The organism is Roseiarcus fermentans, from assembly GCF_003315135.1.
Taxonomy (GTDB): domain Bacteria; phylum Pseudomonadota; class Alphaproteobacteria; order Rhizobiales; family Beijerinckiaceae; genus Roseiarcus; species Roseiarcus fermentans.
The window spans coordinates 1-22,839 of sequence record NZ_QNRK01000056.1; the positions used below are offsets into that span (position 1 = coordinate 1).

20 protein-coding genes are annotated in these 22,839 nt (G+C 67.7%); 11 read left to right on the top strand and 9 right to left on the bottom strand.

The features are described from left to right. Positions 1-235: 235 nt before the first annotated feature. The 4 genes from DFR50_RS29765 to DFR50_RS29780 form a co-directional block, all read right to left on the bottom strand. Positions 236-1,480: an allantoate amidohydrolase gene (locus DFR50_RS29765; protein WP_113893725.1), complete on the bottom strand. Its 1,245-nt coding sequence runs from the start codon at positions 1,478-1,480 to the stop codon at positions 236-238. Continuing rightward, on the bottom strand, positions 1,477-2,709 hold the full coding sequence (locus tag DFR50_RS29770; RefSeq protein ID WP_113893753.1) for a urate hydroxylase PuuD: 1,233 nt from the start codon (positions 2,707-2,709) through the stop codon (positions 1,477-1,479). The genes DFR50_RS29765 and DFR50_RS29770 overlap by 4 nt, the downstream gene beginning before the upstream one ends. A 119-nt stretch (positions 2,710-2,828) precedes the next feature. Next, complete coding sequence (locus DFR50_RS29775; protein ID WP_170153447.1) at positions 2,829-3,992, bottom strand: cupin domain-containing protein; 1,164 nt, start codon at positions 3,990-3,992, stop codon at positions 2,829-2,831. Positions 3,993-4,073: 81 nt separating this feature from the next. Next, positions 4,074-4,454, bottom strand: coding sequence for a hypothetical protein (locus DFR50_RS29780; RefSeq protein ID WP_113893729.1), 381 nt, complete (start codon positions 4,452-4,454; stop codon positions 4,074-4,076). 454 nt (positions 4,455-4,908) lie between these two features. Between DFR50_RS29780 and tolQ the strand changes: the two genes are divergently transcribed. From tolQ to tolB, 5 genes are read left to right on the top strand one after another with little or no spacing between them, the layout of a single operon-like run. After that, complete coding sequence (gene tolQ, locus DFR50_RS29785; RefSeq protein WP_113893730.1) at positions 4,909-5,634, top strand: protein TolQ; 726 nt, start codon at positions 4,909-4,911, stop codon at positions 5,632-5,634. 13 nt (positions 5,635-5,647) lie between these two features. Then, positions 5,648-6,094 (top strand): protein TolR, encoded by a 447-nt coding sequence (tolR, locus tag DFR50_RS29790; protein ID WP_113893731.1) that lies wholly within the window; start codon positions 5,648-5,650, stop codon positions 6,092-6,094. 12 nt (positions 6,095-6,106) lie between these two features. Beyond that, the gene (locus DFR50_RS29795) at positions 6,107-7,036 is read left to right on the top strand and encodes a hypothetical protein (RefSeq protein ID WP_113893732.1); all 930 of its coding nucleotides are present in this window, start codon (positions 6,107-6,109) and stop codon (positions 7,034-7,036) included. Continuing rightward, a complete protein-coding gene (locus DFR50_RS29800; protein WP_113893733.1) occupies positions 7,033-7,593 on the top strand; it encodes a hypothetical protein in 561 nt (186 codons plus the stop codon). The genes DFR50_RS29795 and DFR50_RS29800 overlap by 4 nt, the downstream gene beginning before the upstream one ends. 40 nt (positions 7,594-7,633) lie before the next feature. After that, positions 7,634-8,950, top strand: coding sequence for a Tol-Pal system beta propeller repeat protein TolB (gene tolB / locus DFR50_RS29805; protein WP_113893734.1), 1,317 nt, complete (start codon positions 7,634-7,636; stop codon positions 8,948-8,950). Positions 8,951-9,222: 272 nt separating this feature from the next. Here the strand turns inward: tolB and gltA are convergent, their stop codons facing one another. From gltA to DFR50_RS29825, 4 genes are all read right to left on the bottom strand, one after another. Then, a complete protein-coding gene (gltA, locus tag DFR50_RS29810) occupies positions 9,223-10,512 on the bottom strand; it encodes a citrate synthase (protein WP_113893735.1) in 1,290 nt (429 codons plus the stop codon). Positions 10,513-10,616: 104 nt separating this feature from the next. Next, entirely contained in the window at positions 10,617-11,927 is a 1,311-nt protein-coding gene (locus tag DFR50_RS29815) for an ABC transporter ATP-binding protein (RefSeq protein ID WP_113893736.1), read from the bottom strand. A 48-nt stretch (positions 11,928-11,975) separates the two neighbouring features. Then, complete coding sequence (locus tag DFR50_RS29820; protein ID WP_113893737.1) at positions 11,976-13,703, bottom strand: ABC transporter permease; 1,728 nt, start codon at positions 13,701-13,703, stop codon at positions 11,976-11,978. Positions 13,704-14,047: 344 nt separating this feature from the next. Beyond that, the gene (locus DFR50_RS29825) at positions 14,048-14,689 is read right to left on the bottom strand and encodes an NADPH-dependent F420 reductase (RefSeq protein ID WP_113893738.1); all 642 of its coding nucleotides are present in this window, start codon (positions 14,687-14,689) and stop codon (positions 14,048-14,050) included. Between the two features lie 106 nt (positions 14,690-14,795). Here DFR50_RS29825 and DFR50_RS29830 point away from each other — a divergent pair, with 106 nt between their 5' ends. The 4 genes from DFR50_RS29830 to pyrH all read left to right on the top strand — a co-directional run bounded on the left by DFR50_RS29830 (position 14,796) and on the right by pyrH (position 18,801). After that, a complete protein-coding gene (locus DFR50_RS29830) occupies positions 14,796-15,734 on the top strand; it encodes a LysR family transcriptional regulator (protein WP_113893739.1) in 939 nt (312 codons plus the stop codon). Positions 15,735-15,911: 177 nt separating this feature from the next. Further along, a complete protein-coding gene (locus tag DFR50_RS29835; protein WP_113893740.1) occupies positions 15,912-16,943 on the top strand; it encodes a 30S ribosomal protein S2 in 1,032 nt (343 codons plus the stop codon). 116 nt (positions 16,944-17,059) lie between these two features. Beyond that, complete coding sequence (tsf, locus tag DFR50_RS29840) at positions 17,060-17,953, top strand: translation elongation factor Ts (protein WP_113893741.1); 894 nt, start codon at positions 17,060-17,062, stop codon at positions 17,951-17,953. A 128-nt stretch (positions 17,954-18,081) separates the two neighbouring features. Beyond that, on the top strand, positions 18,082-18,801 hold the full coding sequence (pyrH, locus tag DFR50_RS29845; RefSeq protein WP_113893742.1) for a UMP kinase: 720 nt from the start codon (positions 18,082-18,084) through the stop codon (positions 18,799-18,801). Here pyrH and DFR50_RS29850 read toward each other — a convergent pair. Further along, entirely contained in the window at positions 18,771-19,475 is a 705-nt protein-coding gene (locus DFR50_RS29850) for a PEP-CTERM sorting domain-containing protein (protein ID WP_170153448.1), read from the bottom strand. The genes pyrH and DFR50_RS29850 overlap by 31 nt on opposite strands. Positions 19,476-20,731: 1,256 nt before the next feature. Here DFR50_RS29850 and DFR50_RS31785 point away from each other — a divergent pair. Further along, entirely contained in the window at positions 20,732-21,658 is a 927-nt protein-coding gene (locus DFR50_RS31785; protein ID WP_147262972.1) for a hypothetical protein, read from the top strand. Further along, complete coding sequence (locus DFR50_RS29855) at positions 21,631-22,779, top strand: ATP-binding response regulator (RefSeq protein WP_113893744.1); 1,149 nt, start codon at positions 21,631-21,633, stop codon at positions 22,777-22,779. Before DFR50_RS31785 ends, DFR50_RS29855 begins: the two co-directional genes overlap by 28 nt. The last annotated feature ends 60 nt before the right edge of the window (positions 22,780-22,839 follow it).

A 22,839-nucleotide genomic window follows, 5' to 3' on the forward strand; every position in this document is an offset into this window, starting at 1 on the left:
CAGACGGCGCATCGGACGCGCTCGTCCATGACAAACTCCGCGCCGATGCGACCGTCAGAATGGCGAGGTAGGTGGCGCACTATGAGAAATGCGGGTTAGCCGACGATGCAGCAGCGGCACGCGACAGACGCCGCGCGTCGAACCAACGCCATTGTAACCCGCGAAGCCCAAGCTGAATTTTTCATAGTGATCAGGTATTCCGCCCGATGGCGAGCCGGCAGCGGAGCCCCTTCGCTCAGCCGACCCGAAATGCGCGCACGAAACGCGTCAGCGCCGCCAGACCGAAGGCGCAATCCTCCTCGGTGATCGATTCCAGCGGATTGTGACTGATCCCGCCCTTGCAGCGGACGAACAGCATGCCGGACGGGCGGAAGCGGCCGATCGCCATGGCGTCGTGACCGGCGCCCGACGGCAAGACGCGGACGGGCACGCCGAGCGAGCCGACCGCGGCGCTCAGGCCCGAGACGACGCCCGGATCGCAGGTGAAGGCGCCCGCCTCGTGCGTGATCGCGGCGGTCGCGACGACGCCGCGCGCGCGGGCGATCGCGGCGATCTCGGCGCGGATGTCGGCGAGCGCCGCCTCGCGCCGCGGGTCGAGCGGGGCGCGGATATCGATCGAGAACTGCGCGTGTCCGGGAATGACGTTGGCTGCGCCCGGCCAGACCTCCATCCGTCCGACGGTCGCGACGAGGTCGGCCTCGCCGCGGGCGCGGCGCTCGATCATCAGCGCCATCTCGGCGGCGGCGGCGAAAGCGTCGCGGCGCAGGCGCATCGGCGTCGCGCCCGCGTGTCCGGAGACGCCGTCGACGCCGACCTCGAGCCGGGTCGCGCCGTTGATCGCGGAGACGACGCCGATCGGCAGCCCCTCGGCCTCGAGCACCGGCCCCTGCTCGATGTGGGCCTCGATGAAGGCCGCGACGCCGTCGGCGCGCAGGCGCAGCGCTTCGTCCGGATCGCCGCCGAAGCGCGCGAGCGCGTCGCGCATCAGGATGCCGGCGGAATCCTTCTGATCGAGCGCGTCCTCGGGATAGTCGCCCGCAAGCGCGCGCGAGCCGGTGAGGGTGGTGCGCCAGCGCCCGCCTTCCTCGTCGCCGAACGCGACGATCTCGAGCGCGTGATCGAGGCGTTCGCCGCGCCGGGCGAGGTCCTCGACCACCGCGAGCGCGGCGAGCGCGCCGTAATTGCCGTCGTAGCGGCCGGCGTCCCTGACGGTGTCGATGTGCGAGCCGACCAGCAGCGCCGGGGCGCCGGCCTTCCGGCCCTCCCAGCGCCCGACCACGTTGCCGGCCGCGTCGATGCGCGCTTCGATCCCGGCCTCGGCGCACCAGCCGATCAAGGCCGCCGCCGCCCGCCTGTGGGCGTCGGAAAGAAACAGCCGCGTCAGCCGTCCGGGTTCGTCGGTGAAGGCGGCGAAGGCGGCGAGGCGCGCCATCAGCCGCGAGCCTGCGGCGCGTTCCGCTTCGCTGAGGCCGGACGTCATTTCTGAGCCACGTCGAGCCGGAGCCAATGGGCGAGCACCGCCCGCTCCTCGTCGGTGATCCCGGAAAAGTTGTTCGGCGGCATCGCCCGGGTCAGCACCGCCTGCATGGCGATCGCCGGGGCGAAACGGGCGATGTGCGCGGGGGTGTCGAGCAGCACCCCCTTCGGCGCCTCGCCGATCCACTCCATCGGCTCGGCTGCGTGGCACATCATGCAGCGCACCTGCACGATGTCGACGACCTCCTGCGGCGCCAGGGGCGCATCGGCGCGCGCCGCGGCGGCCGGAAGCTCGGCGAGCCCCATCAGGCCGCGCATGCCCGGCGAAGCGCTCGCGGCGACGACGAAGGCGCCGACCATGGCGACGGCCGCCACCGCCCACGCCCACCACGGCGCCTTCTCGTGGTCGGCGTGCCAGCGGTTGTAGAAGTAGCGGACCAGCGCTCCGGCCACGATGACGCAGGTGACGATCGCCGGAATGACCCTCGGGTTGGAGAACGCCGCCGGCGTGTGGTTCGACAGCATCATGAACAGGACGGGCAGGGTGATGTAGTTGTTGTGGGTCGAGCGCGTCTTCGAGGTCTTGGCCCATTTCGGATCGGGCGTCTTGCCGGCGAGCAGCGCGGCCACCGCCTTCCGCTGATTCGGCTGGATGACGAAGAACACGTTGCCGGTCATGATCGTCGCCATCAGCGCGCCCGTGTGGATCAGCGCGCCGCGGCCCGAGAAGAACAGGGTGAAGAGCCAGCTCATCGCCACCACGAAGCCGAAGCCGGCGACGGCGAGCAACGGCTCGTTGTCGCCGAGCGGAGAGCGGCACAGGGCGTCGTAGACCAGCCAGCCGAGGCCGAGCGCGGCGATTCCGATCGCCGCCGCCTGCCAGGGCGCGAGCGGCATCACGGCGGGGTCGACGAGGAACAGGGTCGACTGCCCGTAATAGACCCAGCAGAGCAGGGTGAAGCCGCTCATCCAGGTCCAGTAGGACTGCCACTTGTGCCAGATCAGCATGTCGGGCAGGGCGGCCGGGGCGAGCGTGTATTTGCTCATCTCGTAGAAGCCGCCGCCGTGCACCTGCCAAGAGGTCCCCGCGATCGCCGGATCGGCGCCTGCCCGCTTCCGCAAGCTTGCGTCGAGATGCATGAAAAAGAACGACCCGCCGATCCAGGCGATCGCCGCGGTGACGTGCAGCCACCGGATCAGCGCCGATCCCCATTCCCACCCGTAAGCTTCCAAGGCCCCCATCGAACCGCCTCCGCGAGCCGGCGCACCCCGCGGCTCAGAGCGGCACGATAGAGGGCTGAAAATCGTTTGGCGATTCCTGAAAGTCCCTGGGGATTTCGCGGACGGACGGACTATGCGGCGCTCACGAACCCGTTCAGGAGGAGGGTCTGAAACAAGTCGAGCTTGCCCTCCGGATCGAGCGCGCCGGGCGTGTCGGCGATGCGGAAACGCGTCGCCTCGAGCGCAAAGGCGAGATCGTCGAGCGCTTCGGCGGCGAACATGAGTTCCTTGCCGAGGCCGGTGAGGCGAACCGCGTCGCCGGCCCGCTCGAGGAGAACCAGAGCCTCGCGATTCGCCGTAAGCTCGCTCTCGATCGACAGCCCGGCCGCCTGACGCGGGCGACGAATCGGATCGGGAACCCACGCCCGGCGACTGGCGACCACCCGGCGGGCGACCCGGGCGAGCGCCGGCCGCAGCGCGGCCTCGTCGGCGAACTTGCGCACGAGGGCCGCGAATCGTCGCTCGAGGTCCTCGCCGGGCGCGAAATAGCCCGGCGGAAGGGCGGCGCGGAGGGCCGGGTCCCGGCGCGCGAGTTCGGAAACCGCCTCGGCGAGCGCGTCGGCCCAGGTGGGCGGAAAGGCCGAGAGGCTGATATGCAGCGACGGCCCGTCATCCGCCGTGACGAGGTGGGGAAAGCCGCGCGGGACATAGAGCAGGTCGCCGGGCGCGAGCCGCGCTGCGCTGAGCGAGGTCTGTTCCGGCATCTGCCCGTAGCAATGCTGATCGGCGAGCGGCTTCTCGTAGCTCGGGGCGTAGAGACGCCAGGTCTTCGTTCCCTCGACCTGCAAGGCGTAGACGTCGGGCGCGTCGTAATGAACCGGAAACGACTGGCCTCCGGGCGGGGCGTAGTAGACGTTGGCGAACACCGGCGCCTGAAGCCGCTTCTCCGCCGACCGGCACAGGGCGTCGAGTGCGGGAAAATGGGCGTCGATCTCGCGCAGGACGATGGTGCAGCCGCGGTCGAACAGCTGGAACAGCCGCGTCGGATCGACCACCCCATGCGCGTCGCAGAATTCGAGCGAGTTGATCTCGCGGCGGCTGTCGATGGCGAAGGCCTTGGAAAAGGCCGGCCGCGCCCGGGCGAGGTAGGCCTCGAGATCGCCGAGCGAAAACAGCGACGCGAAGAAGGCGGGGTCGGCGCGCGCGCAGTGAAGCGGCTCGCGGTCGAGACGCTCGCGCGCGAAGGACTCGAACGTCGCCGGAGCGAGGAGGTCGTCGAACGTCAGGAGGCCCATGACGCATCCTCGAAATCGCATCCGGCGCGCCTGTCGGGCGTGGGCCAGCGCGCGCCCGCGCGTCGGAGCCGGCCGTCGCGGTCAGGAGCCCGGATCGACGACCGTGCCGTTGATCAGGCCGCCCGGATTGATGACGGTCCCGTGGACGCCGGGATTCACGACCGTGCCGTAGATAGGGCCGCCGGGACGGATGATGATCCCGTGGACGCCGCCGCCGGGATTGACGACCGTGCCGTTGATACGGCCGCCCGGATTGATGACGATCCCGTGGACGCCGCCGCCGGGATTCACCGCCACGGCGGTGAAGCAGGGGTCGGGCGGCACGAGGCCGATGAGGCCGGGCGCGACGATGCCGACCCCCGCCGGGGACGGTTCGCCGGCCGCTGCGACCGCGGTGTGCGACGCCGTCGCCAGCATGCCCCCCACCGTCAGCGCGGTGACGGATATCGTGACCTTGCGCATTCCTCTCCTCCCTGCCGGCGGGCGATGCGCGCCCGCCGCGCTTTCCGCGCTAAGGATCCCTCCGGTCGGGGACCGGCGGCGCCAGCGCTTCCCGAAAGAATAACAACGCGTTGGCGCAACGACAATTCGGCCGTAAGGGCATTCGGGGCTTACCTCGACTGGTCGCCCCGGTTAGGACGGGTCGCGGCGACGAGGGCGCCGGCGCCCTTGTCGCCGCGCTCGATCTGTGCGGTCCATGCGGGTCGGCGCGTCGCCCGCGACGCGGGGCCGCGTTGCGGTAACGGAAAGTTAACCCTATCAGGGGCCTTGCTGGATCGAACGCGGGCCGGGCGGGGCGGGGCCGCGGCCAGCCCAAGTTTCGGCTGAATTGACAGGCAGACCCCGCGCCGATTCCCGGCTCGGACGCCGGCTTACACGCGGCCCCGCGGGTCCGTGGAAAGGTCTTGTCACGCCCATGAGTCCCACTGACGTAGCGGCCGCGGCGACATCGGACACGAGCATCTTCAGCATGTTCTGGTCCGCCCACATCGTGGTGAAGGCGGTGATGCTGGGCCTGTTCCTCGCATCGCTGTGGTGCTGGACGATCATCTTCGACAAGGCGCGCCTGTTCCGCAGGTTCCGCATCGAGATGGAAAGCTTCGAGCAGGTCTTTTGGTCCGGCCAGTCGCTCGAGGAGCTTTACGCCTCGCTCTCGGGCCAGACCAACACCGGCGCGGCCGCCCTGTTCGTGGCCGCGATGCGCGAATGGAAACGGTCGTTCCAGCAGGCGGCGGGCTCGTTCCGCGGCCTGCACGCCCGCATCGACAAGGTTCTCGACGTCTCGATCGCGCGCGAGGTCGAGCGGCTCGAATCGAACCTGCTGGTGCTGGCGACGGTCGCGTCCGCCGGCCCGTTCATCGGCCTGTTCGGCACGGTGTTCGGCATCATGAACTCGTTCCAGTCGATCGCGGCCTCGAAGAACACCTCGCTCGCGGTCGTCGCGCCCGGCATCGCCGAGGCGCTGCTCGCGACCGCGCTCGGCCTGTTCGCCGCGATCCCGGCGCTGATCGCCTATAACAAGTTCCAGGGCGACGTCGCCAAGGCGCAGGCGCGCCTGGAAAGCTTCGCCGACGAATTCTCCTCCATCCTCTCGCGGCAGATCGACCATCATCTGTCGACCGAGCGGGCGAACGCAGCCTGAAGGAGCGGCTCGAATGGGCATGGCGGTCGGCAGCGGGCGGAAGAGCAGCCGGGGACGGCGCGGCGTGCCGCGCTACGGCGCGATGGCCGACATCAACATGACGCCGTTCATCGACGTGATGCTGGTGCTGCTGATCATCTTCATGGTCGCGGCGCCGCTGCTGACGACCGGCGTCGCGGTCGACCTGCCGCAGACGAGCGCCTCGGCGCTCAACGTCGAGAAGAAACCGGTCGCGGTCTCGCTCAACGATCAGGGCCAGCTCTTCCTCGCCGACCAACCGATCGTGGACGCGGACCTCGTGTCGAAATTGCAGGCGATCACGCAGAACGACACGGAGCAGCGCATCTACCTGCGCGCCTCGAAGGTCGTGCCCTACGGACGGGTGGCGCAGATCATGGCGTCGGTCACCCAGGCGGGCTTCAAGAAGGTCGCGCTGGTCACCGAGCCGACGAGCCAGTAGCCGGCCGCGGCGTTGGACGAGCGGCGGCCATACTGGGCCTGGGGGGTCTCGGGGACGCTCCATGGCGCCCTGCTCTTTCTGCTGATCCTCGGGTTCGCCGCGGCCCCGAAATTCGACGACAGCCAGGAAGCGATTCCGGTCGACATCCTCTCGGACGCCCAGGTCAACCGGATCATGAACGGCGAGAAAACGGCGAAACCGGCGCCCGAGCCGCCGCCCGCGCCGAAGGCCGAGCCGACGCCGCCCACGCCGCCGGAGCCGCCGCCGGACCTGCGCAAGGCCGAGGAGCCGACGCCTCCGCACGCGCCGGAGCCGCCGCCCAAGCCCGCGCCGCCGCCGAAGCCCGCGCCGCCGCCGCCCAGGCAGGCCGAGGCGCCGACGCCGCCGGAGCGGCCCAGGGAGCCCGCCCCGGAAAAGCCCGCGCCGGAGAAGCCGAGACCCGATCAGATCGCCAAGCTCGTCGAGCGCGACAAGCCCGAACCGACGCCGACGCACGCCTTCGATCCCAACGCGATCGCGAAGCTGATCGCGTCGAAACCGGCGTCGGCGTCGGGCGCCGCGCCGCCGTCGAATGCGCCGGCGGCGACCCCGCAGGGCCTGCCGCATCACGACGCGCCGAAGATGTCGGTGTCGATGGCCTCCGCGCTCGACGCGTGGCTGACCGAAAGCTACCTGAACTGCTGGACGCCGCCGCTGACCATGCCCGAGGGCGACGTTTACGTTGCGGAAATCAAGGTCGTGTTCAAATCGGACGGGTCGTTGTCCGCGCGTCCGGTCCTCCTCAACCCCCCCACGGACCCGGCCTGGAAGGCGTACGCCGACAGCGCGATGCGCGCCGTCCGGAAATGCGACCCGCTGCGCGTGCCGCCTCAGTACGCGCCTTTCTTCGAGGAGTGGAAGATCGAGACGATCCACTTCGATCCGCGCGACACGCAAGGATGACGCCCACGATGTTTGCCGAACAGCCTGCCAAGACGACCCGATGGACCCCCGCCCTGCCCATAGCGCTTTCCGCCCTGATCGCGCTCTCCGCCGCGGCTTGCGACCGCATCTGGCCGACGGGGGCCGAAACTCAGGCCAGGGACACAGCCAAGCCCGCCTCGACGCTCGCCGCGGTTCCGGTCCCGTCCGCTCGTCCTGCCCACGACGCCGCTGCGCCGCCGGCGCCGCCCCAGCGCATGACGGGCGCGCAGGAGGCCGAGTTCGAGGCCTGGATCGTCAGGACGTATCTGGGATGCTGGAGGGCGCCGGCCCAGCCCGCCGATTCCGACCCTTACGTCGCGCGCGTGCGGCTGGCGTTCAAGCCGGACGGGTCGCTGGCGAGAGCGCCGAAGCTGGTCAATCCGCCGTCCGATCCCGCCCTGAAGCCCCAGGCCAAGAGCGTGATGCAGGCTGTCCAGGCCTGCAATCCGCTTTCGGTGCCGGCCCAATATCGCCCCTTTTATGAGCAATGGAGGACCCAGACCATTCAATTCAATCCGCAGATCGCCTCCCGGTGAGCCCGGCTGGCGGTCCGCCCCTTTTCCAACGAGTTCCCTGATGACGCTTCTGCCTTTGGCCGCTCGCCTGCTCGCGCTCGCGGCGCTGACGTTCCTGCCGGCGGCGTCGGCGCCGGCGGCGGCGGCCACTGGCGACGTCTATGTGCGGGCGGGCCAGACCTTCAAACCGGTGAGCGTCGCGGTGACGCCGTTCGCCGGAGACGACGGCGCGGACAAGATCGGCGCCGTGGTGGCGAACGACTTCGCGCGCTCGATCTTCCTCCTGCCGCTGAACCCGTCGAGCTTTCCCGAGGCGGTGACCAATCCGGACCAGCGCCCCGACATCGCCGCCTGGAAGAACGCCAACGCGCAATTCGTGTTGACCGGCCGGCTGCTGCGGCCCGACGCCGAGCACGTCACCGCGCAGTTCCGGCTCTGGGACGTCGCGACCGGAGATCAGGTGGCCGGCGAACAATACACTTCGGAGGCGTCCAACGCGCGCCGGGTCGCGCACATGATCTCCGATTCGGTATTTTCGCGCGTCACCGGCGAAAAGGGCTTCTTCGATTCGCGGGTGGTGTTCGTCGACGAGAGCGGACCGAAGGACAAGCGCCACAAGCGCCTCGCGGTGATGGACATGGACGGGGCCAACATCAAATATCTCGGCGGCGGCGAAACGCTGGTCGTCACCCCGCGGTTCTCGCCCTCGGCGCAGCAGGTCGCCTACATGTCGTTCGGGTCGGCCGACCCGAAGGTGACCTTGCTCAATCTGGAAACCGGACAGCGCGAGGCGGTCGGCAATTTTCCGGGCATGACCTTCGCCCCGCGCTTCTCGCCCGACGGGCAGAAGATCGTGATGTCGCTGTCCGACGGAGCGAGCGCCAACCTCTACACGATGGACCTGCGCTCGCGCGCGACGACGCGGCTCACCGACACCTCCGCCATCGACACTTCGCCCTCGTTCTCGCCCGACGGCGCGCAGATCGCGTTCGAATCCGACCGCGGCGGCACGCAGCAGATCTACGTGATGAGCGCCGCCGGCGGCCCGGCCAAGCGCATCTCGTTCGGCGACGGCCGCTACTCGACGCCGGTCTGGTCGCCGCGCGGCGACCTGATCGCCTTCACCCGCATCAAGAACGGCTCGTTCGGCATCGGCGTGATGAAGCCGGACGGTTCGGGCGAGCGCATGCTGGTCGACGGCTTTCACAACGAGGGCCCGACCTTTTCGCCGAACGGGCTCTACGTGCAGTTCTTCCGCGATTCGGGCGGCTCGGGCGGCCCGAAGATCTACATGACCGACATTTTCGGTCACGGCGAGTTTCTGGTGCCGACGCCGAACTACGCCAGCGACCCGTCGTGGGGACCGCTGATGCATTGAGGGGCCAGCTGCGGCTTCGGCCTGCCGCCGGCGCCGTTGGCCAGATGCGCGCCGTCTTCTCGGGGGAACTCGCGGCGAACGGAGCGCCGTGCGTCCCGGAACCTTGCGGTTGACAGCGCTGACCGCGCGCGCCGGCCGCCACGGAGACGAAGCCGGCGATATCGTCCGCGAACAAAGAATATGGGCCGCACCTTCAGAGCGCGGCCCATTGGATCCGGTCCGGTCCCCGCAAAGGGCAGGGGCGTCCCACCGGGAGCCCCGCCCTCTTCGTTTCAGCGGTCGCCGATCGACGTGTAGTCGCGGAACGGCGAGCCGGTGTAGAGCTGGCGCGGACGGCCGATCTTCTGGTCCGGATCGTCGATCATTTCCTTCCACTGGGCGATCCAGCCGACCGTGCGCGCGACGGCGAACAGCACAGTGAACATCGCCACCGGGAAGCCCATCGCCTTCAGCGTGATGCCGGAATAGAAGTCGATGTTCGGGTAGAGCTTCTTCTCGATGAAATACGAATCGTGCAGCGCGATGCGCTCGAGCTCGACCGCGACCTCGAGCAGGGGGTCGTCCTTGATGCCGAGCTCGGTCAGCACCTCGTGCGCCGTCTTCTGCATGATCTTGGCGCGCGGGTCGTAGTTCTTGTAGACGCGGTGGCCGAAGCCCATCAGCCGGAACGGATCGTTCTTGTCCTTGGCGCGGGCGACGAATTTCGGAATGTTCTCGACCCTTCCGATCTCGCCCAGCATCTTCAGCGCCGCCTCGTTGGCGCCGCCGTGCGCCGGCCCCCAGAGGCAGGCGATGCCGGCCGCGATGCAGCCGAACGGGTTTGCGCCCGAGGAACCGGCCAGGCGCACCGTCGAAGTCGAGGCGTTCTGCTCGTGGTCGGCGTGCAGGATGAAGATGCGGTCGAGCGCGCGCGCCAGGACCGGATTGACCTTGTACTCCTCCGCCGGCACCGAGAAGCACATGCGCAGGAAGTTCGAGCAATAGTCGAGGTCGTTCTTCGGATAGACGAACGGCTGGCCGATGGAATATTTGTACGCCATCGCCGCGATGGTCGGCATCTTGGCGATCATGCGGATCGAGGCGATCTGGCGCTGCAGCGGATCGTTGATGTCGATCGAGTCGTGATAGAACGCCGCGAGCGCGCCGACGCACGCCACCATGATCGACATCGGGTGCGCGTCGCGGCGGAAGCCGTTGAAGAACCGCGACATCTGCTCGTGGACCATCGTGTGGCGGGTGACCCGGTAATCGAATTCGGCCTTCTGCGAGGCGTTCGGCAGGTCGCCGTAGAGCAGCAGGTAGCAGGTCTCGAGGAAATCGCCGTGCTCGGCCAGCTCGTCGATCGGGTAGCCGCGATAGAGGAGCACGCCCTGGTCGCCGTCGATGTAGGTGATCTTCGATTCCGTGCTCGCCGTCGAGGTGAACCCCGGATCGTAGGTGAACATGCCCGTCTGCGCATAAAGCTTGCCGATGTCGATGACCGACGGGCCGATCGTGCCGTCCATGACCGGCATCTCGACGTTCTTCTCGCCGATCCTGATGGCGGCTTTGGTCTGGGTCATCAAGGAAACTCCTGTCGGCTCGACGCTTTGGCGGATGCTGCGCAAGCGTTATCGCAGCGCAAACCGACGAACAAGTCAAACCAAAGATGGGGTCGAGGAACCGGCTATTGCGGGTTCTCGTAGCTGAACGTCTGGGCGGCCTCGTCGTAGGCGAACAATTCGCCGTAGCGGCCCAGGTTGATGATCGTGCGCAGGGTCCGATCGGCGTAGTCCTCGGACATGTAGTCCTCGAGCTCCTCGCGAAAACGGCTGGCCGGCGCGCGGTGCGAGGGACGCTCGTCGAGCACCCGCTTGATGTGGGCCGCGAGCGGCACGTTGGCGAGCGCCTGTTCGCCGATCACCTTCTTGCGCTGGTCGACGTCCATGTCGACGAAGCGCTGGCCGAGCGGGGTGAGCTTGATGTCGGCCTCCTCGAAGTCGGCGAGCTTGAGAATCTGCAACGTCTCGCCGAGGGGAAAGAGGTCGTCGATCTCGAAGCCAAGCGAATCGGCGAGGTGCGGCAGGTCCGCCTTGCCGTTGTAGGGCGGCGCCGCGATTTCCTCGAGCATGCCGGCGAGCGAGTTGGTCGAAATGTCCGGCAGGGTGAGCGCGAGGCCGGCGGCCCCGGCTTCGCGCGGCGCGACGCGCGCCGTCTCGGCGCGCTGGGTCATCAGCGCGTAGATGCTGTCGACCATGGCGCGGAACGGCGGATCGAGCCGGTCGCGCGGGTGCGGCAGGGTGTTGGGAATCTCGGAGGCGATCCGGCCGGGATTGGACGACAGGACCAGGATCCGGTCGGCCATCAGCACCGCCTCCTCGATGTTGTGCGTCACCATCAGGATCGACTTGATCGGAATCCGCCCCTCCTGCCAGAGATCGAGCAGGTCGGTGCGCAACGTCTCGGCGGTCAGCACGTCGAGCGCCGAGAACGGTTCGTCCATGAGCAGGATCTTCGGCTGCATGACGAGGGCGCGGGCGAAGCCGACGCGCTGGCGCATGCCGCCGGACAGCTCCTTCGGGTAGGCCGATTCGAAGCCGTCGAGACCGATGATGTCGATCGCCTTCAGCGCGCGCTGGCGGGTCTCCTCGAGCGCCACGCCGTTGGCGCGCGGGCCGATCTCCACGTTGTCGAGCACGTTGAGCCACGGGAACAGGGCGAAGCTCTGGAACACCATCGCGACCTCCTCCGCCGGCCCCTCGACCGGCCTGCCGGAGATCGCGACCTTGCCGCTCGACGGCCGGTTGAGGCCGGCGATGATGCGCAGGAGCGTCGACTTGCCCGAGCCGGAGCGGCCGAGCAGGGCGACGATCTCGCCCGTCTTCAGGCTCATCGACACGTTGTCGAGCACGAGCTTGCGCGATTCGCCGGAGCCCGTGGCGTAGGTCTGGTTCACGTTGTCGACGCTCAGCAGCGTCGCCATGGAGGCATCCAACATGAGAAAACTCCTCGACGGGTCGCATTTCTCTCCGGGGCGGGACGCGCGTCAGAGGCGCAGCCGGCGCTCGGCGTACGAATAAAGCTGGCGCCAGAACAGGCGGTTGAACAGGGTGACGAACAGCGACATCATCGCCACCCCGAGCACGATCTTGGGGAAGTCGCCCTTGTCGGTCGCCTCGGCGATGTAGGATCCGACGCCCTGGGCGACGACCGTGTGGTCCTTCCACCTGACGAGTTCGGCGACGATCGAGGCGTTCCACGAGCCGCCCGAGGCGGTGATCGCGCCGGTCAGATAGTAGGGCGCGACGCCCGGCAGGATGACCTTGACCCACCAGCGCCAGCCCCGGATGCGGAAGTTCTTCGCCGCCTCGACGAGATCGTTGGGGAAGGCGGCGGCGCCGCCGATCACGTTGAACACGATGTACCATTGCGTGCCGAAGATGATCAGGAAGCTGAGCCAGATGTTGGGGTTGAGGTTGAAAAAGAGGATCAGGCTGACGGTCGCGCCGAACAGCAGGTTGACGGGGAAGGCGGCGAGGAATTGCGCCACCGGCTGCACCCGCTCCGCCCATTTTGGCCTGAGCCCGATCCACACGGCGATCGGCACCCAGATCAGCGACGCGAGCACGATCAGCAGGAAGACGCGGACGAGGGTGTAGAAGGTCAGGACGAAGACGCGACCGACCTCGTCCCAGCCAATGCCTCCGCTGGCGATGAACTGGACGGTGAGCCATCCGGCGTACACGGCGACGGCGATCACCACGAGAACCCACAATGCGTCGAGAATGCGGGACGGCGGCTGATCCCGCCGCTTCGATTCGGGCAGCAGGCGCGGAATGCGGATCGGCGCCAGGCTCAGGCTGCGCAAGCCGGCGAACACCGGCTGGAAAGCCATCCGCACCCAGTGGGTCCGCTGCAGGATGTTCAGGACCCACGAACTCGAGGTCTCCTGGCTGGCCGACAGCTCGACCCGGAACTTGTCGGCCCAGGCGACAATCGGCCGGAACAGCAGCTGATCGTAAAGCAGAATGACGACCGCCATGGTCAGGATCGCGGCCCCGATCGCCGACCAGTCGCCGGCGTCGTTGGCCTTGGCGATGTAGGAGCCGACGCCGGGCAGGGTGATGGTCGTGTCGCCGACCGTGATCGCCTCCGACGCGACGACGAAGAACCAGCCGCCGGACATCGACATCATCGTGTTCCAGATCAGGCCCGGCATCGCGAAGGGCGCCTCGAGCTGCCAGAACTTCTGCCAGCCGCTGAGACGGAGGCCGCGCGAGACTTCATCGAGGTCGGCGGGCACGGTGCGCAGCGACTGATAGAACGAGAACGCCATGTTCCAGGCCTGGCTGGTGAAGATGGCGAAGATCGCCGCCAGTTCCGCGCCCAGCGTGTTGCCGGGGAAGAGGCCGAGGAAGAACGTCACGGTGAACGACAGGAAGCCGAGGATCGGCACCGACTGGAGGATGTCGAGGACCGGGATCAGAACCATTTCCCAGCGCCGGCTCTTGGCGGCGAGCGTGGCGTAGGTGAAGGTGAAGACGAGCGAGAAGAACAGCGCCGCGAACATCCTGAGCGCGGTGCGCAGCGCGTAATAGGGCAGATTGCCGTAACCGAGGGAGATCACGTCTTCCTTGGGCGCGGGCAGGGGGGCTGCGATGCCGTGATAGCTCTGGGCGATCGCCGTCAGCACCGCCATGATCGCCGCGAAGGCGATCAGGTCCCATTGATTAGGCAGGACCCGCCGTCCGACTGATGCAATGTTGATCGACATTGGTCTCCACCGCCGCGACGACAGGCGTTGTGGGCCGCAACAAACGAGGCCCGACGTTTCCACGGCAAGGCCAATCGAAAAGACGGCGCCCCGCCCCTGAGAGCCGCCGCACACTTGGACAACGCATATGACAATATGACGACCGAGGGGCAAGCGCTTTCCGCCTCGGCCGCGGCCGGTCGGCGGAGCATGGAAGCCCGGGCGGAAAGGGGCGGCGGCGCGCTGCGCGCCCGGGCCGGACGACGAGAGCCCGCACTCTCGGCGGGACGATCAGGGCGCGCGGCGAACCCCGCACGTGTCCCTTGACGCGAAATCGAGCGCGTGCGCCGGGCCGCCTCGACCGGTCAGGCCGGAACCGCCTCGCGCGCCGTTGCGGCCAGTCGCCGTTCGAGCTCGTCCCTGCCGAGCGGGACGCAGTAGACCGGGGTCCCGCGCTGGAATCGCCAGCCCTCCGAGAGCGGCCCGACGTCCACCGTGTCGTAGCCGAATTCGCCCTGGAGCCGCGTGACGATCGCCTTGGCGTCGGGGTCGTCGCCGGCGATCGGCAGCGCCCGGCGGTCGGGCGCCCCGGCCGGCCGGCTATCGCGTTCGAGCTCGGTCATCCGGATGGCGTTGAACGCCTTGACCACCCGCGAGGCCGGAAGGCGGCGCGCCAGCAGTTCGCTGGTCGTCGTCTCCTTCCGGTCCAGTTCCGCGATCCGCCCGTCGCGCTCGGGGTAATAATTGTCCGTGTCGATGACGATCTTGCCGGCGAGCGGCGCCGCCGGGATCGCGCGATAGGCCGATAGCGGCACCGCCACGACCACGATGTCGCCGAAGGCCGCGGCCTGCTCGGCCGTCCCGATCGCGCAGCCGATCGCCGCGGCGACGCTGAACAGGCTTTGCGGGCCGCGGGAATTGCTGAGCATCGCCTCGTGCCCGGCGCGCAGCGCGAGCCGCCCCACCGCCTGGCCGACGAATCCCGCGCCGATGACGCCGATCTTCATGACAAGTCTCCCGTTCCCGTGTCGATCGGTCCAACTTTAATTCGTGCGCGATCGGCGATAAATCTCCAGTTCCGGCATTCAATCGCAACCAGCGGGAGGCAATCGCATGGACCGGCTCGCCAGCATGGCCGCCTTCGTCAAAGCCGCCGACCTCGGCTCCTTCGCCGCGGCGGCGCATGCGCTGCGGATCTCGCCGCAGATGGTGGCCAAACACGTGGTGTTCCTCGAGGATCGGCTCGGCGCGCCGCTGCTCAACCGGACCACGCGCCGGCAGAGCCTCACCGATGTCGGCCGCGCCTATTGCGACCGCTGCCGGTCGATTCTCGCGGAAGCCGAGGCGGCGGACGCGCTGGCGCAGGAGATTCGCGCCCGGCCGAGGGGGGTGCTGAAGGTCAACGCCCCCGTGACGTTCGGCTCGTTCAGCCTGACGCCCTTCGTCACCCGCTACCTCGCCCGCCAGCCGGAGATGCAGATCGAGCTGACGCTTTGCGATCGCTACGTCGACCCGCTGGAGGAGGATTTCGACGTGATCGTGCGGATCGGCGAGAGCGGCGACGCGGGGCTCTTCGCCCACCCGCTTCAGCCCTATCGCCTGATCGCCTGCGCCTCGCCCGCCTATCTCGCGGCGCGCGGCGCGCCCCGAACGCCCGCCGACCTCGCCGGTCACGACTGCCTCGCCTACGGCCATTGGTCGCCCGGCGCGCCCTGCCGCTGGCGGTTCGAGCGGCGCGGCAGGATCGAGGAGGCGCGCATCGCGTCGCGGTTGCGCAGCAACAACTGGAGCGCGCTGCTCGAGGCGGCGATCGACGGCTTCGGCGTCACGCTCGGGCCGGAAAGCGTGCTCGCCCGCGAGATCGAGGCGGGGCGGCTGCACCGCGTCCTGCCGGACTACGAGGGCCCGGCGCGGCCGATGCGGGCGTTGCGCCGGGCGGGCCCGCGTCCCACGGTCAAGACCCACAGTTTTGTCGCGGCGCTGGTCGCGGCGTTCGGCGCGCCGGCGGCGGCGGATCCCGCCGGGGCGGAGAGCCGGCCGTCGGCGGCGTGAGGTCGGGGGAGAGCCCGATTTTCGCGGGCCTTGCCTTCCGCCGTTCCTTCCCGTATACGCGCGCCCATTCCACAGGCGGATTTCAGCGGCTCCTGTCCAAGGTTTCGCTCCGGTGGCGAGGATCATCCTCGCTGTTCACGATCCGCCGAGGCTCAACCGGACAAGGACGACGATTCCATGGCTCTGCCCGATTTCACCATGCGTTCGCTGCTCGAGGCGGGCGCGCACTTCGGCCACCAGTCGCACCGCTGGAACCCGAAGATGGCGCCCTACATCTTCGGCACCCGCAACTCGATCCACATCATCGATCTCGCCCAGACGGTGCCGCTCTTGCATCAGGCGCTGAAGACCGTGTCCGACACCGTCGCCAAGGGCGGCCGCGTGCTGTTCGTCGGCACCAAGCGTCAGGCGTCCGACGAGATCGCTGCCGCGGCCAAGCGGTCGGCGCAGTATTTCGTCAACGCCCGCTGGCTCGGCGGCATGCTGACCAACTGGAAGACGATTTCCGGCTCGATCGCGCGGCTGCGCAAGCTCGACGAACTGCTCGCCGAAGGCGCCAAGGGCCTGACCAAGAAGGAGCGCCTGATGATGTCGCGCGAGCGCGACAAGCTCGAGACGGCGCTCGGCGGCATCAAGGACATGGGCGGCGTTCCCGACCTCGTGTTCGTGATCGACACCAACAAGGAGGCGTTGGCGATCAAGGAGGCCAACCGCCTCAAGATCCCGGTGATCGCGATCCTCGACACCAACTGCGACCCGGACGGCATCACCTACCCGGTTCCGGCCAACGACGACGCCGGCCGCGCGATCCAGCTCTACTGCGATCTCGTGGCGCGCGCCGCGATCGACGGCATCGGGCGCAGCCAGGGCGCGGCGGGCATGGATCTGGGCGAGGCGGAGGCGCCGCTGGCGGAAGTCCTGCCGGAGACGGTCGAGGCCGAGGCCGAGACCGTCGCGTCGACGACTCCGGACGATCATTTCGAGCTTCTCACCGCGCCGCGCGGCGCGCCGGACGATCTCGCCAAGCTCACCGGCGTCGGCCCCCAGATCGTCAAGAAGCTCAACGAGCACGGCGTGTTCCATTACTGGCAGCTCGCGGCGATGACCGAAGACGAGGCCGCCAAGCTCGACGCCGACCTGCGCTTCAACGGCCGCATCGTCCGCGACAAGTGGAGCGACCAGGCGCGGGTCCTGCTCGCAGCCGAATAAGCTGCGGCCTGTCAAGGTTGGGTTCGCCCGGCCCGGCCGTGAGAGCGGCGGGGCCGGGCGTGTGTCTTGAATCAGCGTCGCGGCCGCGGGCCGCGGGACAGAAGTGAGGGATTTCGATGGCTGTGATCACGGCTGGGCTGGTGAAAGACCTGCGTGAAAAGACCGGCGCGGGCATGATGGACTGCAAGCATGCCCTGGCCGAGACGGACGGCGACATCGAAGCCGCTATCGACTGGCTGCGCAAGAAGGGCCTCGCCAAGGCCGCCAAGAAGAGCGGCCGCGTCGCCGCCGACGGCCTCGTCGGCGTGGCCGTCGAGGACCTCGTCGGCGTCGTGGTCGAAGTCAACTCGGAGACCGACTTCGTCGCGCGCAACGACGACTTCCAGGGGCTCGTGCGCGGCGTCGTCGCGGTCGCGCTCGACAAGGCGCCCGCCGTCGATGCCGAGACCGTGCTCGGCGCGCACTACATGGGCGGCGGCACGGTGTCGGAGGCGATCGCCAATGCGATTGCGACCATCGGCGAAAACATGACGCTGCGCCGGGTCCAGGGCCTGCGCGTGTCGGAAGGCGCGATCGGCCACTATGTCCACGGTCAGATCGCCGACGGCCTCGGCCGCATCGGCGTCATCGTCGGCCTCGAATCGAAGGGCGATCGCGACGCGCTCGCCGCGCTCGGGCGGCACGTGGCGATGCATATCGCCGCCGCGAGTCCGGTCGCGCTCAACGCCGAGGGCGTCGATCCCGCGACGATCGCGCGCGAGCGTTCGGTGCTGGCCGAGAAGAACGCCGGCAAGCCCGGGCACGTGATCGAGAAGATCGTCGAATCGGGCCTCAAGACCTACTATAAGGAGGTCTGCCTGCTCGATCAGCCCTACGTTCACGATCCAGCCAAGAGCGTGGCGCAGGCGGTCAAGGAGGCCGAGAAGACGGTCGGGGCGCCGATCGCAGTCACCGGGTTCGTTCGCTTCGCCCTCGGAGAGGGCGTGGAGAAACCGGCGGAAGAGGCCTGACGGTCAGCAAGAGCGGCCTCCCGGGGCCGCTTTTTTTTCGATGTTGACGCAGCTCGGCGATTGCGCGCCTCGCCCGGGCGCGCTTGATGGCGCGCGGACGCCGCCGCGCCCCCTCGAGGAGAGATGCCATGACGTTGAGACCGCTTTTCAACCGCGTCGTGGTCAAGCTGTCGGGGGAAGCGTTGATGGGGTCGGACCCGTTCGGGCTGAACGCGGACACCATCCAGCGCATGGCCGCCGACCTCAAGGCGACGGCGGAGCTCGGCGTGCAGGTGGCCGTCGTCGTCGGCGGCGGCAACTTCTTCCGCGGGCTGCAGGGCGCGGACAAGGGGATCGAGCGGGCGCGCGCCGATTCGATCGGCATGCTGGCGACGGTGATGAACGCGCTCGCCATGGAGGGCGCGCTCGAGCAGATCGGGCAGCCGGCGCGCGTGCTGTCGGCCGTCGCCATGCCCTCGCTCTGCCAGCCCTATTCCCGGCAGGCCGCGCTCGCCCATCTGGTCAAGAACCGCGTCATCATGCTCGCCGGCGGCACGGGCAATCCGTTCTTCACCACCGACACCGGCGCGGCCCTCCGGGCCTGCGAACTGTCGTGCGACGCGGTGATGAAGGCGACCCAGGTCGACGGCATCTACACCGCCGATCCCAAGAAGAATCCCGACGCCAGACGCTACGATAGGCTGACCCATGGCGAGGCGATCGCCCGCAATCTGCAGGTGATGGACACCGCCGCCTTCGCCCTGTGCCGGGACAACGGCATCCCGATCGTCGTCTTCTCCGTCAATGAGCCGGGCGCCATTCTGGAGGCGCTCACCGGTCAGGGTCGGGCCACCTTCGTCGTGCCGTGAGCCGCCGCGCGACCGGCCCGGCGGCGCCCGATCACGCCGAGCGCGACGGCGCCGGCGAGCAGCATCAGCCAGGTCGAGGGCTCGGGCGCATTGGTCTGGAGACTCGCCTGACCGGAGATCAACGGGGCGGCCGGCGGTAGCCAGTCGACGGGCGGCTCCGGCGCCTCCACGATCGCGGGCGCCCCGGCGAAGACCGGCGGCGTCTCCGCGCCGACGATCGGATCGATCGCCTCGAAAGCGTCGCCCGACGTCGTCTCGACGATCGGCCTCGCGTCGAAGCCGGCGTCGGACGACAGCGCGAGCGCCGGCGCCGCCCGGCTGCCGTCCTGGGGGCCGCTGTCCGCGCCCTGTTCGGACTGGGCGCTTCCGCTCGGATTGACGCCCTGCGTCCGGGCGCCGCCGATCCAGGGGTTGGCGGGCGACGGCGGAAAGCCGTCGAGCCACCGGATCGGGCTTTCCTGCGCCCAAGCCTGGTCCTGGCTGTCGCCGCCGAGCCAGACGGCGGGGATGGTGACGGTCAGCCCGAGAAAACTCAGGCGGATTGGGGATGATGCCCCGGAAACCGTGACGCACCCCCGCGCGTCGGTCAGGCTCGGGCACACCGGCGCGTCGCTCGAGCCCGCGAACCGCTCGAAGAAGCCCTCCTGGGCGTTGAGCACGACCGCGGAGGTCACAGCCCCCGTAGCCGGCGCGGAGCCGCCCGCAGCCGCGGGGCCCTCTCCATGGCGCGGCGACACAACCCCGGTATAGACAACCCCCACGGTCGCGGCGGATGTGGTTGACGCCGCCAACAATGCCGCAACAAAGAACTTGCCGCTCAATGTGGACTCCCCTTACGGAAGCGGCTTATACGCCGATTACAACGCGGAGTCTCTCTGTAAACCGCCGCCAGTCAGCGTTCGTCCCCGGAAAGCTGGCGGCGACTTGCTCTGTTGACACTGTGTTCGCCGAATAGTAGACTTTATGGATCAAAATCAGGCCGGTCGATAGCCTGCGCCCGGCGCTCAAAAGCTGATCCGGAGAGAGTCCGCAGGGTCTCCGGCGCGGCAACCGGCAAGCTGCAGGTTTGCCTGCGGCAAAGCATCGCGCCCCGGGGAATCCGGTTCAGACCGCTCGCTTCGCGGCGCGTTCCGAGGCCGAAGGCGTCGATCCAGCCGAAAGACCGTTAGCCCCAGATCGTCGGCGGCGAGGGCGGCGGCGGGGCTTCGGCCGTCGGGTCGTGGAGCGGCCCATTGATCACGACGCCGCCGCCGCGTTCGAAGATGTCGGCGGCGAGCAGCAGGACCGGGGCGCGGGCGATTCCTCGGGCGCGCCGAGAAGGCCGGCGCGCCTGGCGTGCAGACGGCGCCCGTCGCCGTCGACGAGCCTCGTCATGACGATCATGGCGTCGGACCCGGCGCCTCCCACAGCAGTTCCTGCCGTAGAATTCGCGCCGTGGCGGCAAAATACAGGCTGAACTTCGGACCGCGTGGGGGTATGATTGCCCTGTCGCCAGGGGCGGATTGCGAATCGCCACGTCCCCGATCATTTGACGGCAGACGGCTGATCTCGACCACCTGGCGCCTTCTGCCTGACAGAGGCTGCAACACCCAACTCTCAAAGGACATGTCGAACCATAATCGTAATTTACCCGGCGCGCGTTCGAATGAATCGGCTTGCCTGGATACCGAAATTCCGCGAACTGCCGCCGCCGAAGGCGTCAAAATTGACGGCGGCGCCATTCAATAGTGCTGCGCCATCGCTCCACGACGACGCCTTTAGTTCGCAGCCATTGTTATTTACAGTGTCGTCATCGGGAGGATCGTCATGCCTTAACGCACCGGCCGTTCCCCATCCCGCTGCGACAGCGGCTTCGATCAACCTCCAACCGTCTCACGTCTGACGACCACGCGGAAGAATGCCCGGATCGTCGAGGCAGGAAGGCCGCCCAGTGAGCGACGGGTCACCCGCAGGGCTTGCGAGAGCGCCCGGCGTATTGCGCGCTATTCGGAGCGATGGGCTTCTCCTCTATCAGGGGTTCAGGAAAGTTTCTATCGCCCGCAAGCTGTATTTCACAGTTGGCGCCATGGCGCTGTTGATCGCAGTTGAACTCTTCGTCTTGCTGTTTTGTCTGAATACGCTCTCCTCTTTGCGAGCCTATGTCGGTGGCGAGGGGCTGTGGTCCAAGGCGGAGAAGGATGCCGTCTTCCATTTGTACAAGTACGGGGTCTCACGCACAGACCAGGACTACGAGCTCTTTGAACAATTCATGCGGGTTCCGGCTGGCGACGCCAAGACACGACAGGAACTGCTCACGGGCGCCAAAAACATGGATGTAGCGCGTCAAGGTTTTTTAGAGGGCCGAAACAATCCGGACGATGTTGACGGGATGATCAAATTATTCAATCGTTTCAGTAACGTCTCCTATATTAGACAGGCCGTAAATGTATGGGGCGATGCGCAAGCCCTCCTCATGCAGATCCCGCCGACCGCTCAAAAACTTCGCGCAGAGATAAGATCTGAAAGCCCATCACAAGAAATAATTAACGATCTCCTTTCATCAATTTATACGACCAATGAGAAGCTTACTGTGCTAGAAGATGAATTCTCTTTTACTCTTGGAGAAGGATCCCGGTGGCTGGAGAGAGTTGTCCTCAGAGTGCTGTTTGTAACTGCAATAACTGTCGAAACGACAGGATTGTTATTGGTAATAACTATAACATCAGGTATTAAACGGGGTCTCAACGAGATTGTACGAGCCTCAAATTCCTTCTCAGATGGCGAACTTGGTGCGCGGACCAAATATTACCCGACGATGAAATTGGCGTCGTCGCCAGATCGTTTAACAAGATGGCGGATGTTCTGCAGATGCGGGTGAGTGAGCTTGCCGCCGCGAGGAGCGACGCCGAGCACGCCTACCAGGCGAAATCCAGGTTCCTCGCAGCCGCCAGCCACGACCTGCGCCAGCCCGTCCAGTCGCTGGTGCTGCTGATGGCGCTGGTCGAACAGCAGACCGCCAATCCCGAGGCGCGCTCCACCCTCGTCATGATGCGCAAAGCGCTCGATGCGCTGAAAAGCCTCTTGACCTCCATTCTCGATGTCTCGCGGCTCGACGCCGGGGTGGAGGCGCAGCCGGAACCCGTCGACCTGGCCGCGATGTTGCGCCGGCTGGCGTTGGAATACCGGCCGAAAGCCGATGAGGTCGGCCTCGTCCTTCGGGTGGCGGCCCCGGACTGGTGGGCGACTGCCGATCCGGCCCTCCTCGAGCGGGCCATTCGCAATCTGATCGACAATGCGATCCGCTACACCCGAACCGGCGGCGTGCTTCTCGGGCTGAGAAGGCGCAACGGGCGCGTCCGCATCGACGTCGTCGACACCGGGATCGGCATACCGCGGGAGCGGCAGGCGGATATTTTCGAGGAATTCGTGCAGCTCAACAATCCCGGCCGCGATCCGGGGCGTGGACTCGGACTTGGACTCGCGATCGTTGCCCGGATCGCGAAACTGCTCGGCGTAGCCGTCGAACTGCATTCGAACGTCGGACGGGGATCGCGCTTCTCCCTGGCGCTGCCGGGCGCCGAAGCGGCTTTGGCGACGGAGGAGGGGGATGCCGCCGAGTTTGAAGATCCGGGCGGCCGCGTGCTGATCATCGAGGATAACGCAATCGTGGCGCACAGCCTCGAACGAGTGCTGGCTGGGTGGGGCTACGAGACGGTTACGGCCTCGACCGGAGAAGAAGCGCTTCGCTTGGCGGAGGGCGAATGCTGGAGGTTCGGCGCCGTTCTGACCGACCAGCACCTCGGAGCAGGCCTGAGTGGGGTGGACACGGCAAGGGAGATCGTACGGCGTTCCGCGCGCTTTCTGCCCGTTCTCGTCGTCTCCGGCGACACCTCCACGGAGGGTATTTCCATGATCGCCGCAAGCGGCTTTCAGATCATGCACAAGCCAATCGCTCCGGAAGCCTTGCGGCGAAACCTGGCGCGGCTGCTGAGCGAGTGAGAACAAGGGGTCGATGTCGTGCGGGAGAACAACGCCCCGGGCAGTCGAGAGCGCCGCAAT

Excerpts from the sequence above, each read along its gene's own strand:
- tolQ (WP_113893730.1), top strand. The coding sequence starts at position 4,909 with ATGAGTCCCACTGACGTAGCGGCCGCGGCGACATCGGACACGAGCATC.
- DFR50_RS29765 (WP_113893725.1), bottom strand. The coding sequence starts at position 1,480 with ATGACGTCCGGCCTCAGCGAAGCGGAACGCGCCGCAGGCTCGCGGCTG.
- DFR50_RS29820 (WP_113893737.1), bottom strand. The coding sequence starts at position 13,703 with ATGTCGATCAACATTGCATCAGTCGGACGGCGGGTCCTGCCTAATCAA.
- DFR50_RS29800 (WP_113893733.1), top strand. The coding sequence starts at position 7,033 with ATGACGCCCACGATGTTTGCCGAACAGCCTGCCAAGACGACCCGATGG.
- tolB (WP_113893734.1), top strand. The coding sequence starts at position 7,634 with ATGACGCTTCTGCCTTTGGCCGCTCGCCTGCTCGCGCTCGCGGCGCTG.
- tolR (WP_113893731.1), top strand. The coding sequence starts at position 5,648 with ATGGGCATGGCGGTCGGCAGCGGGCGGAAGAGCAGCCGGGGACGGCGC.
- DFR50_RS29775 (WP_170153447.1), bottom strand. The coding sequence starts at position 3,992 with ATGGGCCTCCTGACGTTCGACGACCTCCTCGCTCCGGCGACGTTCGAG.
- tsf (WP_113893741.1), top strand. The coding sequence starts at position 17,060 with ATGGCTGTGATCACGGCTGGGCTGGTGAAAGACCTGCGTGAAAAGACC.
- DFR50_RS29830 (WP_113893739.1), top strand. The coding sequence starts at position 14,796 with ATGGACCGGCTCGCCAGCATGGCCGCCTTCGTCAAAGCCGCCGACCTC.
- DFR50_RS29825 (WP_113893738.1), bottom strand. The coding sequence starts at position 14,689 with ATGAAGATCGGCGTCATCGGCGCGGGATTCGTCGGCCAGGCGGTGGGG.
- DFR50_RS29815 (WP_113893736.1), bottom strand. The coding sequence starts at position 11,927 with ATGTTGGATGCCTCCATGGCGACGCTGCTGAGCGTCGACAACGTGAAC.
- DFR50_RS29780 (WP_113893729.1), bottom strand. The coding sequence starts at position 4,454 with ATGCGCAAGGTCACGATATCCGTCACCGCGCTGACGGTGGGGGGCATG.
- DFR50_RS29855 (WP_113893744.1), top strand. The coding sequence starts at position 21,631 with ATGGCGGATGTTCTGCAGATGCGGGTGAGTGAGCTTGCCGCCGCGAGG.
- pyrH (WP_113893742.1), top strand. The coding sequence starts at position 18,082 with ATGACGTTGAGACCGCTTTTCAACCGCGTCGTGGTCAAGCTGTCGGGG.
- DFR50_RS29835 (WP_113893740.1), top strand. The coding sequence starts at position 15,912 with ATGGCTCTGCCCGATTTCACCATGCGTTCGCTGCTCGAGGCGGGCGCG.
- gltA (WP_113893735.1), bottom strand. The coding sequence starts at position 10,512 with ATGACCCAGACCAAAGCCGCCATCAGGATCGGCGAGAAGAACGTCGAG.